Here is a 13,133-nt window from a genome sequence, read left to right on the forward strand (position 1 = left end):
GTTTATAATTTATATTGAGGTTTTTGAACTACTTACAAAGCTGACACTAATATTAAAGGTTTTTGAAATAACATCGCATATAAAATCAATATTACTTTGATTAAAGGTGGCACTAATTTGAGCTTCTTCAGAATTAAAATTCTCAGGTAATACGATTTCTACGTTATATATGTCTTCAATTAAGTCAATAGCATCATTTAAAGGTTCTTTTTTAAACTTTAGCTTTTTAGTTTTCCATGCGATAAAATTGTTGTCGGTATTCTTAACTTTAACTAGCTTGTGACTTATCCTATTATAATATATTTTATCACCTGCAGTTAAATAATAAGCATCATCTTCGTTATTACTTTTAAATACTTCAACCGTGCCTGAAGCAACTGTTACAGCTGTTTGATTTTTGGTTTCCTTAATATTAAATGAAGTTCCAAGTACTTTAACCTTTATATCGCCAATATCTATGGTAAAAGGGGAAGAGGCATTTCTTTTAACCTGAAAAAAGGCTTCTCCCGATAAACTAACTCTTCGTTCATTCTTATTGAAAGTATTATCAATTGATATGCTAGAATTTTTATTAATATCAACTACAGAACCATCAGGTAATTGATACTGTTTAACAATTAAATTACTTGTTGCAATAGTTTCAATATTATTAGAATTGAATACCGAGAATATACCAACAAGTAGTAATATTGCAGCTGCAGCACCAAATACATAAGCAAAGCGTTGCTTTAATTTACTTTTATTAATTTGTAATTTTACTTTAGTATATGCATCGTCAACGTTGATTTGCTTGGTAAGCATAGCTTTATCGGTTTCGAATAAACCTGATGCAATTTGTTCCCACTCAACTTTGTTTCTCGGGCTTTGGTTTATCCAATCTTCAATATACAGCTGTTCGTTTTTATTGGCTTCACCACTTAAAACTTTGGTGGCAATATCCCAATTTAACTCATTATTTATATTATTAGTCTTCATTGTTCTTTCGTCTTTAATAACTACAACATTATTTGATATACTTGCTTCTTCAGCTCACTAAGATTTAACCTTAGGTATTTTAGAGCTTTGCCCATTTGATTTTCTACTGTTTTGGGCGATATATTTAACTTGTTTGCAATTTCTTTGTATTTAAGTCCGTCAATCCTATTTAGCTTAAAGATTTTTTTCCTCTGTTCGGGTAATGTGTCAATGATCGAATTTATTTTGCCAAGTACTGTTGAATCAGAATAATTGAGATATTCGATTTGAGATTCAGGATTTATTTTCGATCTGTATTTTTGTTCGTATTGTATCCGCTTTAGCTCATTATTACATCTATTTCTAACGGCGGAGAATAAATAGGCTTTTATCGATTGTATTTGGTACTTCTGTTTCTTTTCCCACAAGAGCACAAATATCTCTTGGGTTATGCTTTCAGCCTTATCAATATCGTGCAGGTATTTATTAGCAAAAGCAACTAACCCAATATAATGCTCCTTAAAAAACTTCTCGAATGCCCTTTCGTCTCCCTTTTTTATTAGTTCTATTAGTTCACTGTCCTTCATTAATCAAGGTGTTTATAGTATGACAAGGGAAAAAGAAAAATCCCCTATTAAAGTTATAACTTTTTTTAGAGGATGAGAATTATCAGAATTAATAATGAATTGTATAATAGGCTATTCGGTTATTTTAAAGGTAGTTAGTAGTGCACCTCGTTTTGAAGGGAAAAATGAATTTGAGTTGGTGATTACTTCTGCTTCTATGGGTTTTATAGAGGTGCCTTTGTAGTAGGTGTAATCCAATCTATCTTGGTATCCCTCAGTAAAAATAGGAGAGAATGTTGTGCCAAATACCTTAGTTTCATCAGGGAATATCTCGCGAAAGCTATCGGTATATCCCATTTTTTCAAAGTACATTGTGGCAGGGAAGGGGATTACAAGTCCATTCTTGTGGTCTTTATTTTCAGCAGTCCAATCTAAATGAGATCCTGAATTAAGATCCCCCGAAATTATAAAGGCATCTCTTTTACTACCTTTATTACTTAACTGCTTCATTTCATTTAGAATGAATTGGACTTCTTTACCTCGTGTGCTTTTCTCTTTTGAAACAATAGAATCTACATTAGATAATGAATTCATTAGTAATCCTCTAATGTTGGGTTTGTTGTTAAGCTCAATACTAGCAAGATATAAGGATAAGTCTTTCTCAATATTAATTTTAACTACCCCAAAATTAGTTTCCTTATAAATATCAAAAGTTTGTTCGATGGGGTATTTACTTAAGAACGAAAGGTTATTACTTCGTTTAAAATGATAGTATCCCAGTTTGTCTGCTATATATTCACCAGAATTATTAGTCTCCTGAAGACTAATGAAATCAGCTTTAGAATTTTCGATAATTTCGGAAACCATATCTAGGCCGGCTTCTCTTCCTTTTTCTTTACCACCATTCCAGATATTCCAACTCAGTACTTTAAAATCATTTTTGATAGGTTTTGTTCTGTCTACATCAATGCTTGAATTAAATTTATAGTACGATTCCTTAATGTTTGAAGGGAATAAAACTTTGGTCCATAAGCCTACCTCATCAATGCAACCGTAAAAGGAATCTTGTGCATAGTTTTTAGAATCAGGATCACAACCAATATGTATATTTCTGTTTCCAGTTAAACTATTTAATTGAGCAATACTTAAAATGCCAACATTGTTGCCATCGTAATACAAATGAATTTCTTTTTGTGTTTTATTAACTACAACAGCAAGTTGGTGCCAGTTGCCATCGTTAATAATCTGTCGATAAGAGCTAGCTTTATAATTCCAAGTATTGGTGCCATCAGATATCTCAAATTTCCACGATCCTTCTTTTGTGGTTGACAGCATCCAGCCTTTTTCATTAGGCTTATTTAAACTTTTATTTCCGATTATGGCATACTCTTCAAACGAACCGGATACTTGTTTAACCCATACAGTCATCGAGAATCCATTATACCGATCTAAATGCATTTTTTCTTTCGTATTTATAATCATCGGGATTCTTTGTTTGGCCGATAAGGATAAATCGAAGCACGAATCATTGATTCCACTCGCATAGCTTAAGTATTGGCTTCCAATAGATGAAAACATTTCGATGCCAGTGTTTTTAGCGCTGCCATTAAAAGAATAATAAATTAAAGGGACTGAAGGGAGTTCTGTTTTGGTTTCAATAAAACGACAATTGGTAAATAAAAGAATAGATAAGATAATGTAGGTATACTTCATTAAATAGGAATTTATGTGTAGATACTCCAATAAAAAGAATACTACTATTTTACGGTGTGTAGGTAACACCGTAAAAATAGTATTTATTATTCAATTTCTAAATATGGGGTATTTTTTAGCTTAAGAAGGAGTGCCTCCAGTTTTACTTCAAACAGTTCTAATAGTTCTTCAAAACGGGGATCTTTCTTTAAAAAAGCATTTTCCATTTCTATGGAAAGCGGATAAAGTTCGGTAGCAGCAATAGAGCCTGATATACCTTTAAAAGAATGTAAAAAGCGTGAGGTAGTTTCTTTGTCCTTTTCTTTTATAATACTTTTTAGTTCCTCCATAAAACCAACATGGTCATAATAGAAATTGACCAATAAGCGTTTGAAAAAGTGGTTTTTTTGCATAAATCGGTTTAATCCTTCTTGAATATTAATTCCATCAATTTGTGGGAATGTATCAGGAGTATCTTTAGAGTCTTTAGTCTCTGGAGAGGCAATAATCTTAATGTTGTTTTCATTTTTGAGGCTAGCGCAATACTTATAAATAGTTTTATAAAGCACTTCAGGTTCAATAGGTTTTGCCACTAAGCTATTCATGCCATAGCTGATACATTTTTCTCTTGTTTTTTCAACAGCATCAGCCGTTAAGGCAACAATAGGCAAATCTTGAGCATGTGGCAATTGTCTAATCTTTTTAGCAGACTCGTAACCATCCATCACAGGCATTTGAATATCCATCAGTACTAAGTCGTATTGATTTGGGTCTTTTTTAACAGCTTGTAAGGCTTCTTGTCCGTTATTAGTTATATCAGCTTTGATATTTACTAAACCGAGTAATTCAGTGGTAATTTGTTGATTAATTGGGTTGTCTTCTGCAACTAATAGTCGCATTTCGCAAGTGCATTCGCTGAGTTTATTATAATAGAATCCTTCTTGGCTAGAATGTAAACTTCTGCTTTGAACTGATTTTCCCAATGATTTAAGAATAGCATCAAACAAATCAGAATAAGAAAATGGTTTGTATAAAATGCTGCTTACATTAAGCTCTTCTGATTTTACAATGATGCTTTCGTGCTGGTGGGCAGTAACCATTAGCATTTGTGGTAATTGAGTTTTAGAGAGTTTTGTAATCTCCTCAATGGTTTCAATGCCATCCATGTTTGGCATCATCCAATCCATTATAACCAACTGGAATTGATTACTATCATTCCTCTTTTTGATTTCTTCAAGTGCTTTTGTACCACTATTTACAGTGGTAACATGAAACTTGAAATTGCGAAGCATATCGGCAATGTTATTCAATACATGCTCGTTATCGTCACAGACAAGAATACGCAATCCTTTCATATCTTTAGGAATAACCGTGTTATTCTTTTTCTGAATCTCTTGCATATTTATGTTACACGTAAAGTAGAAAGTACTACCAACTTTATGCTCGCTTTCAACCCATATAGAACCATCCATTAATTCGGTAAGGTGCTTACAAATAGATAACCCTAAACCAGATCCTCCATAACGTCGGGTAGTAGAACTGTCTGCTTGTGTAAACGATTCGAATAATGATTTCTGTTGCTCTTGCGTTAAACCAATACCTGTATCCTTAACGGCAAAGAGTAATTCTATTTCATCGTTTTTAATAGAGTTGGTTTTAACCTCAACAATAATTTCACCTTTCTCGGTAAATTTAATGGCATTGTTTACCAAGTTAACAAGCACCTGGCTTAATCTTAAAGGATCTCCAATTAAGTTAAGAGGCACATCGTTATTTATGGCAAATACTAATTCAAGCTCTTTTTCGTGGGCCTTTTGGGTAACTAATGTAGATAGTTCAGAGAATACATTCTCCAAATCAAAGTTTATATTTTCTAGTGTAAGTTTACCTGCTTCAATCTTTGAAAAGTCTAAAATGTCGTTTATAATCCCAAGTAGTGTTTTAGATGATAATTGTATTTTCTTTAAATAATCGTTTGTGGTATAATCTAAATCTTCTTTAACCAATGCTAGATGACTAAGCCCTATAATGGCATTCATAGGAGTTCGGATTTCATGACTCATCCTAGCTAAGAAGTCGCTTTTTGCATGCGTAGCTTGTTCTGCTGAGTTTTTAGCTTCTTTTAAATCAAGTGCATCGTTTTCTTTATCGATAGTAATGCCAATTGTTGCAGTAAAGGCCTTTAGTAAGGATATGTTTGATTGAGATATACTAATTGTACCCGATTGATAACCTAGGCCTAATACACCCCAAAAATGATCTCTGGTATGTATTGGTATTAGTAACAAATTCGTAAGCTTAAGACTTTTTAATGCAGGTTGGCTATTATCTAAATTAAAATCTATTATACTTTCTTTACCATCTTTTAAGGTAAAGTATTGGTTAGCTCCTAATTCTTCAAACGGTATTTTTTGAAGGTTTTGATTCACCGTTGGCTTAATTTGGTTTCTATTCCATTGAAATAACTGTGAAGTGATTACTTCATTGTCTTCTGTTTTTTCATTTTTCAGGATAAAACCAATATCATAATCGGAGCTGTCGGTGATTATTCGAGTAGCGATAGGCAGTGCCTCTTTTATGTTGGGTCTGGTTATTAATTCGTTAACAGAATCAGAGAGTCCAGTAAGGAAACGATCTCTTAATATAATTTCAGAGAAGATCTTCTTTTGATCACTAACGTCAATAATTACGCCTTGTAGCACATCCAAGCCATCACCTTTAGAGCGAATAGCCGTTCCTTTCTCACTCACCCAAAATTCTTTGCCAGTATTATCAATTAATCGATATTCAACTTTATACGAACTAAAATTAGTTTTTGCTTGAGTAATTATATTATTTACTTTCAGCAAGTCATCAGGGTGAATAAAGTCAGTAAAATTAGATTTGCTTTCAATAAAATCAGCAGCCTTTGAGCCTGTAAGTTTTTCAACCTCATCACTAATGTAAAACATTTCCCTGTCGTAATCTGTACTCGATTGGAATACAATACCTGGAACGTTTGCTACAAGATTACGGAAAGTCTCATCACTTTTTTCGAGTGCGCGTTGTATTTTCTTTTGGTTGGATATATCGGTGCTTACGCCACAAATGGCTGTAATATTTCCTTCTGCATCCTTAATAGGAAATTTGTTTGACAGATAAATAACATCTTGTCCGTTTATAAACAGCTTTTCCTCTTGTAGTAATGGTAGGCCTGACTCAATTACTTTCTTGTCGTTACGTGAAAAATTTTGGGCATATTCAATATCAAAAAGTTCAAAGTCATTTTTTCCAATGATATCTTCTTCCTTTTGATCTAATATATTTAACCATTGCTTGTTAACCATGGTATAAAATCCATCTAAGTTTTTTAGATAAATTAGAGAGTTGCTATTATTTACTATGCTTGATAAAAGGTGTTTAGATTTTTGTAATTCTTGGTCTGACAAGTTTCTTTTTCTTTCATCAGCTCTAATGCTTTTAATAAAATAGTTAAAAAGAAATATAGTCAATATAAGCGTTAAAGCTATAATTCCATAAAGTATTAATGCTCTGTTTTTAAGGTAGTAGAGTAAGGTTTGTTCTTCTATTTTGGTAGCCTCTTCTGCATAGTATTGGGCTTTGTTAGCTATATTGAATATATGCTCTTCGGTTTTATTAATTTGAGTATTAATACTTCTTAATCGAACTAGAGCTACATCGTATGTTTTAACAAACGATTTAAGCTCCCCAAGTTTACTAACTATTAACTGATCAAAGTACTGTTCTTTCTTATTATCTATTCGATAAAATACTTTATTGATTCTATATTCAAGTTGTTTACTTCTAAAAGCAACTGCTGAGTCGTTTGAGTATATAGGTGTAAAGTCTTGCAGTTCTATTAGTTCGTAAATAGTGCTTTGTACAAAAGTAGCGTATGAATTGTAGTCTTTAATATCTACCTCATTCATTTCTTCAGCGGTAAATGCCCTGAGTTTATCGATGTTATTATAAATTTTTCTTAAATCCTCAACTCTATTATTTCGTCTGTCGAGTAATAAAGAAAGTTCGCTATACAGTGAATTAATATTACTAACCGAAGAACTTACTTTGGTTAACAACTTTTGAGTTGATTTTTTAGTTACTTGTTCAGATGCAATTTGAGCTAAGCTGTCAATCTTATTAGTAATCTTATATAAATTGTTTATTTCTAAAGTATCTACTCTTACAATGTCGCTATCATTTGCTAAACGCGCGTGATATATGGAGTTTAGAAGAGAGTTGACTGAATTATTTCGGTTTAGAATTTTGCTTGTTCTATTTGAACTATCAACAATAAGTACTGAGAGTAATATTGTTAACCCAAAGAAAAGTAAGAATCCCCAAAATACCTTTTTATAAGTTGGAGAATTATAGAGTTTATTTTGCATATATAGTAAATGTATGAGTTAGTAAAATCTATATTAATAGATTCTACCAACTATGTTCTAAAAGACTAAAATTTTGTATCATTGCTTTAACAAACCAAGTGCCAAAATTGTTAAAATATTATAATTTCATTGATGTATTTCGTAACTAATATAGCTTAAATGTTTTACCGTTTTCCTTTTATTGTTTTCTTTTTTTTTAGTTGTATTATTTTGTCAGCGCAAACCCCTTCTATTGAGCTGCGAGGAGTTTGGGTAGCTTCAATTGCTAATATTGATTGGCCATCAAAAAAGGGATTAAGCGAAAAGCAACAAAAGCAAGAGATTATTAACTTGTTAGAATATTACAAAAAGTTAAATTTTAATGCTGTTTTTGTGCAAGTTAGGCCTTCAGCCGATGTCTTTTATAAATCTAAATTTGAACCTTGGTCAAGGTACATTACCGGTGAGCAAGGAAAGAAACCCGGATATGATCCTTTAAAGTTTTGGATAAAAGAATCGCACAAACGCAATATTGAATTCCATGCTTGGATAAACCCATTTAGGATTACACAAAGTGCTTCAGAACAGATAATTGATAAGCATCCTGCTAAGCAGAATTCGAATTGGACTTTTAATTATGGAGGTAAATTATACTATAATCCAGGTGTACCTGAAGTAAGAAGGTTTATAGGTAACGTAGTTACTGAAATAGTAAACAAATATGAGGTGGATGGTATTCATTTCGACGATTATTTTTATCCATATCCTATTGCGGGAGAAGAATTACCAGATGCTGAATCCTATAAACGATATAATGTAAGAAAATTATCAATTGAAGATTGGAGAAGACAAAACGTAAATGAAATTATTAAAGATTTAGGGAATATTATAAAAACAGAAAGCCCAAATGTTAAGTTTGGAATTAGTCCTTTCGGGGTATGGCGAAATAAAGATAAAGATGAACGCGGAAGTGCTACCAGGGCAGGTGTTACGAATTATGATGATTTGTATGCCGATGTATTACTTTGGTTAGAGAAAGATTGGATTGATTATATAACACCTCAAGTTTATTGGTCAGATGAAAATAAAGCAGTTCCGTATAATTACTTGGTAAATTGGTGGGCCCAAAATAGCTTTGGTAAGGACGTTTATGTGGGTCACGCACTTTATAAGGTTGATAGTAAAGATGGCGCTTGGCGAAACCCTTCAGAAATTCCAAATCAAGTTAAAAAAACAAGAAATACAGAAGGTATTAAAGGAAGCGTTTTTTTTAGGCATAAATTCTTTTCTCAAAATAGTTTAGGGGTGTCGGATAGTTTATCTGTGCAATACAAATATCCAGCTTTGTTGCCAGTTTGTATAAATACTCCTAACAAAAGAGTTGCAACTCCTAATAAGTTAAACATCTCTAGAAACGGTAAAATTAAGTGGAAGTGTAAGGATAAATCGAGTGTGAAATATTATGCACTATATACAATTAAAGAAGGTGGTGTTAGACAATTAAAGTTAATTAATTCCGAAAAAAAAGCATTGCTAAATTCATTGCTTAAAGATGAAAATGGAGTAGTAGGAATTCAGATTACAGCGATTGATAATGTGAATAGAGAAAGTAAAGGATCGGATATCTATTATTTGTAAGTATAGTAAATAATTCTAGAATTGATTTTAAGGATTTTGATTCGGAATCAATTAACTATACTAGTTTGATAAGATATATGTTTATAATTCACTTAGAAAAAAGCGATTGATTATAAACAAAAGTAACGTTACACTCTTTAATAGTATGGAAATTGCCCGTAGGGAGTTTTCTTTATCAACCTCTGAAAAATGAAAATAGAAAAGTGATTAACATATAATATTATCCCTAAAGTATTAATTATGAAAAAAATATTGCTTGCCGTATTAGCGGTTATTGTTTTAGCAATTTTAGGAGTTGCTATTTGGTTATATACCTTAGAATCACACTACAATGTAACACGATCAATTGTAATAAACAAGTCTGTTGACAAGGTTTTTCCTCTTGTAAATAATTTCAAAACATGGACCGAATGGTCGCCGTGGTTATGTATGGAGCCAGATGCAAAAGTAGATGTAACCGGAAGTGGTTCAGATATCGGTGATACATACTCATGGGAAGGTGAGTTGGTAGGAATAGGAACAATTGAACATCTGCAACTTGAAAAAAATAAACTCATCAACCAAGAGATTCGTTTTAAAACTCCAATGGAATCAAAATCGGATGTGTATTGGATATTTGAATCATTAAACGACTCAACATCAAAGGTAACATGGGGCATGAAAGGAGAAATGCCATTTTTTGCTCGTTTTATGACTAAAATGATGGAGCCTTTAATTGGTATGGATTATGAGCGAGGTTTAAAAATGATAAAAGGATTGGCTGAAAAAGGTTACGTTGCTTCTAAAGTTGAGATTATAGGAGTAGTTGATATACCTGAAATTGCATACCTAGGAAAGGCCCAAAGAACCACATTTGAAGATTTAGGACCACTAATGCAAAAGGCCATGTACGATGTTTGGCAAGAGGTAGAAAAAAATAATCTTAAATCAACTAAAGGAATTACACTTTATACTCAGTTTGATATTTTTAATCCAGAATTAGAGTTTGTAGCAGGTGGAGTTCTTGATAAGAAAATAGAGGCCTCGGAAGGATTCATTTCTTCAACAATTGATGCGGGTAAAGCTGTTAAAGTTGTATTTACTGGCGATTATGAATATATAGGCAATGCGTGGTCAGCGGGAATGAGCTATATGCAAGGGCAAAAAAATATGCAATCGCAAGATTATGCTGGGTACGAATTATATATTACTAATCCGATGGATGAGCCTGACTCCCGCAAGTGGATTAGTGAAATTTATATTCCTGTAAAATAGATATTCTATAATATAATAAACTTAATATGTAGCCATGCTAAACAAAGCATGGCTTTTTTGTGTTTGCCTGTAAATACTAATAAAATGCCTCAAAAAATTAAACAACTACATAAGCATTTGGTCACATCAGTTTCCGAAATAGCAGATAATTATTTTATACTGAGCTTTACCCGTAAATTTAAATTCAAACCCGGTCAGGTTGTCGCTATTGCGCTTGATAAATCGCACGAACCTCGTTTGTATAGCATAGCAAGTAGCAATACTGCTAATGAAATGCGAATATTATTTGATATTAAACAAGAAGGCTTTTTAACGCCTAAACTAGCTAAATTAAAGGCTGGAGATTCGATAATGGTTACTGAACCATTTGGTGAGTTTATTCCTTCAAATTCAGAAGAGTGGTGGATTGCAACAGGTACCGGAATTGCCCCTTTTATTTCAATGATTGAATCGGGTATTAAGCCGCCAAAAAAGCTCATCTATGGAGCTCGATATCTCGATCAGTTTCTTTTTCAAGATTTGATGCTTAATAAAATTGGTAATAACTATATGCGATTTTGCACGCAAGAGAAAGCAGATAATATATTTAATGAAAGATTATCTGCTTGGATAGAAAAGCAAGATACTTTACCAAAGCAAATTAAATATTACCTTTGCGGCAATCCTGAAATGGTTGTAGATGTTCGAGACTTAATATTAGCAAAGGGCGTTCCTTTTGAAAATATTATGGCCGAGATATATTTTTAGAGCATCAATAATTAGCCATTTCGTTTAATTTATAAGATCATCATTAGCTAATGCTTTGATGCAAAAAATAATAGTATGAGTAAGCAAGCATTGTTTGGAAAAACACTTAACGAGATAAAAGATATTTGCAAAGAGTTGGGTATGCCTGCATTTGTAGCCAAACAGTTGGCAGATTGGTTGTACAAAAAGAAGGTGAGTGAGTTTGACTCTATGGTGAATATCTCTAAAAAGAATAGAGCTATTTTAAGCGAACAATATATAATCGGTTTAACTAATTACAATAAGGTTCAGGAATCGGTTGATGGTACTAAAAAATACCTTTTTACTACTGTTTCTAATCAGTTTATTGAAGCTGCTTATATTCCCTCTGAAAACAGAAAAACACTTTGCGTGAGTTCTCAAGTGGGTTGTAAAATGGGTTGTTTGTTTTGTATGACTGGTAAACAAGGTTTTCAAAAGAATTTAACCACTGGTGAAATATTAAATCAAATGGTAAGCATCCCGGAAACGGATGAATTGACTAACTTGGTATATATGGGAATGGGAGAGCCCATGGATAATATTGATGAAGTGATGAAAAGTCTTGAGATTATCACTTCCGATTGGGGTTTTGCTTGGAGTCCACGTAGAATAAACGTATCCACTATCGGAGTTATACCTGCAATGCGTAAATTTATTGAAGAAAGTGAAGCGCATCTTGCCATAAGTTTACACAGTCCTTATAATGAGCAGCGTAAAGAATTGATGCCAATTGAAAATGTATATCCAATTGAGCAAGTGATGGATACGCTTAAGGAGTATGATTTTGGACGCCAGCGTCGCATTTCATTTGAGTACATAATGTTTGATGGTGTTAATGATAGTCCTGAACATGCAAAAGAATTGGTTAGGCTAATGTCTGGGGTAAATGCTCGTATAAACTTAATTAAATTTCATCCTATTCCTGATACACCTTTAACGGGTAGTTCAGATGTTGTTATGGAACATTTCAAAGAAGTTTTAGAACAGAAGAAAGTTATTACTACTATTCGAAAATCAAGAGGTGAAGATATTTACGCCGCATGTGGTTTATTAAGCACTAAAAAGATGTTAGAGAAAAACCAAGATAAAGATTATTAGAATACATATAGTAAAAATATATCAGGCCCTAAGTAAAGCTCAATTCGCTGTACTTGGGGTTTTTTGTTTGTGTAAATAGTTGTTTTGTTTAATTTTATGTGCTTTGATTTTTGAGGATTAATATTTTTTGTGTAGCTTCAATACTCCTAATGCAATTATTATTAATAAATTAAATACGAGTAATAATTTAAACCAAACAGGTTTTACTAATCTAAAGTTATGCTAAAAATTATTTTGAGTGGTTACGTAGGAAACGACGCCACTATAAACGAAGTTGGAAATCAAAAGGCCATTAATTTTGATATTGCCGTTTCAAGGGATTATAAAAATAACAAAGGAGAAAAGGTAGAACGTACAGAATGGATACGTGCTGCAATTTGGAAAAAGAAAGAAAGCGAAACAAACATAGCTGATTATTTAAAAAAAGGAACAAAAGTTCTGATAGAAGGAGAACCAACGTGTTCGGCTTATACTAGTAAAACGGGTGACGCAAAGTCATCCATAAATGTAACGGTTAAAGAAATAGAGCTCTTAGGATAAGAGGAATTAATAATAGAGTAAGCGAGGTCAATTGTATTGGTCTCGCTTTTTTTGTGGAGTATAATTCGGAATTATTGACAGTATAAAACTTTAAATCAATGACATAGTGACTTTGTAAGAAGTGTTTTAATGTCAATAGTTCAGTAAATTAAGATTGGTTTGCCTTTTGATGACTATCAAATCGAGAAGGAATTAATCATAATATGTAAGCATGTTATTAATGGTTTAATTTCAGTTAAATAATTAATTAAATAAA

General features: G+C 32.5%; 9 protein-coding genes. 5 read left to right on the forward strand and 4 right to left on the reverse strand.

The features are described 5' to 3' along the window. Positions 1-9: 9 nt before the first annotated feature. The 4 genes from QMO11_RS05055 to QMO11_RS05070 all read right to left on the reverse strand — a co-directional run bounded on the left by QMO11_RS05055 (position 10) and on the right by QMO11_RS05070 (position 7,600). Entirely contained in the window at positions 10-975 is a 966-nt protein-coding gene (locus QMO11_RS05055; RefSeq protein ID WP_282036310.1) for a FecR family protein, read from the reverse strand. A gap of 20 nt (positions 976-995) precedes the next feature. Further along, entirely contained in the window at positions 996-1,541 is a 546-nt protein-coding gene (locus QMO11_RS05060) for an RNA polymerase sigma-70 factor (RefSeq protein ID WP_282036311.1), read from the reverse strand. 111 nt (positions 1,542-1,652) lie between these two features. Beyond that, positions 1,653-3,233 carry a LamG-like jellyroll fold domain-containing protein gene (locus QMO11_RS05065; RefSeq protein WP_282036312.1) on the reverse strand — a complete coding sequence of 527 codons (1,581 nt, stop codon included), beginning with the start codon at positions 3,231-3,233 and terminating at the stop codon, positions 1,653-1,655. A gap of 86 nt (positions 3,234-3,319) precedes the next feature. Then, complete coding sequence (locus QMO11_RS05070; protein WP_282036313.1) at positions 3,320-7,600, reverse strand: hybrid sensor histidine kinase/response regulator; 4,281 nt, start codon at positions 7,598-7,600, stop codon at positions 3,320-3,322. A gap of 159 nt (positions 7,601-7,759) precedes the next feature. Between QMO11_RS05070 and QMO11_RS05075 the strand changes: the two genes are divergently transcribed. The 5 genes from QMO11_RS05075 to QMO11_RS05095 all read left to right on the forward strand — a co-directional run bounded on the left by QMO11_RS05075 (position 7,760) and on the right by QMO11_RS05095 (position 12,877). Beyond that, positions 7,760-9,217: a glycoside hydrolase family 10-like protein gene (locus QMO11_RS05075; RefSeq protein ID WP_282036314.1), complete on the forward strand. Its 1,458-nt coding sequence runs from the start codon at positions 7,760-7,762 to the stop codon at positions 9,215-9,217. A 240-nt stretch (positions 9,218-9,457) separates the two neighbouring features. Next, positions 9,458-10,471: an SRPBCC family protein gene (locus QMO11_RS05080; RefSeq protein ID WP_282036315.1), complete on the forward strand. Its 1,014-nt coding sequence runs from the start codon at positions 9,458-9,460 to the stop codon at positions 10,469-10,471. A gap of 84 nt (positions 10,472-10,555) precedes the next feature. After that, on the forward strand, positions 10,556-11,218 hold the full coding sequence (locus tag QMO11_RS05085; RefSeq protein ID WP_282036316.1) for an FAD-binding oxidoreductase: 663 nt from the start codon (positions 10,556-10,558) through the stop codon (positions 11,216-11,218). Positions 11,219-11,293: 75 nt separating this feature from the next. Continuing rightward, positions 11,294-12,337, forward strand: coding sequence for a dual-specificity RNA methyltransferase RlmN (gene rlmN / locus QMO11_RS05090; RefSeq protein ID WP_282036317.1), 1,044 nt, complete (start codon positions 11,294-11,296; stop codon positions 12,335-12,337). A 219-nt stretch (positions 12,338-12,556) separates the two neighbouring features. After that, a complete protein-coding gene (locus QMO11_RS05095) occupies positions 12,557-12,877 on the forward strand; it encodes a single-stranded DNA-binding protein (protein ID WP_282036318.1) in 321 nt (106 codons plus the stop codon). Positions 12,878-13,133 lie beyond the last annotated feature (256 nt).

This window comes from Saccharicrinis aurantiacus (assembly GCF_947489045.1).
Classification (GTDB): domain Bacteria; phylum Bacteroidota; class Bacteroidia; order Bacteroidales; family Marinilabiliaceae; genus Saccharicrinis; species Saccharicrinis aurantiacus.

Bases quoted from the DNA above. Each gene is read 5' to 3' on its own strand.
- QMO11_RS05075 (WP_282036314.1), top strand. From the start codon at position 7,760: ATGTTTTACCGTTTTCCTTTTATTGTTTTCTTTTTTTTTAGTTGTATT.
- QMO11_RS05065 (WP_282036312.1), bottom strand. From the start codon at position 3,233: ATGAAGTATACCTACATTATCTTATCTATTCTTTTATTTACCAATTGT.
- QMO11_RS05055 (WP_282036310.1), bottom strand. From the start codon at position 975: ATGAAGACTAATAATATAAATAATGAGTTAAATTGGGATATTGCCACC.
- QMO11_RS05095 (WP_282036318.1), top strand. From the start codon at position 12,557: ATGCTAAAAATTATTTTGAGTGGTTACGTAGGAAACGACGCCACTATA.
- QMO11_RS05085 (WP_282036316.1), top strand. From the start codon at position 10,556: ATGCCTCAAAAAATTAAACAACTACATAAGCATTTGGTCACATCAGTT.
- QMO11_RS05060 (WP_282036311.1), bottom strand. From the start codon at position 1,541: ATGAAGGACAGTGAACTAATAGAACTAATAAAAAAGGGAGACGAAAGG.
- rlmN (WP_282036317.1), top strand. From the start codon at position 11,294: ATGAGTAAGCAAGCATTGTTTGGAAAAACACTTAACGAGATAAAAGAT.
- QMO11_RS05070 (WP_282036313.1), bottom strand. From the start codon at position 7,600: ATGCAAAATAAACTCTATAATTCTCCAACTTATAAAAAGGTATTTTGG.
- QMO11_RS05080 (WP_282036315.1), top strand. From the start codon at position 9,458: ATGAAAAAAATATTGCTTGCCGTATTAGCGGTTATTGTTTTAGCAATT.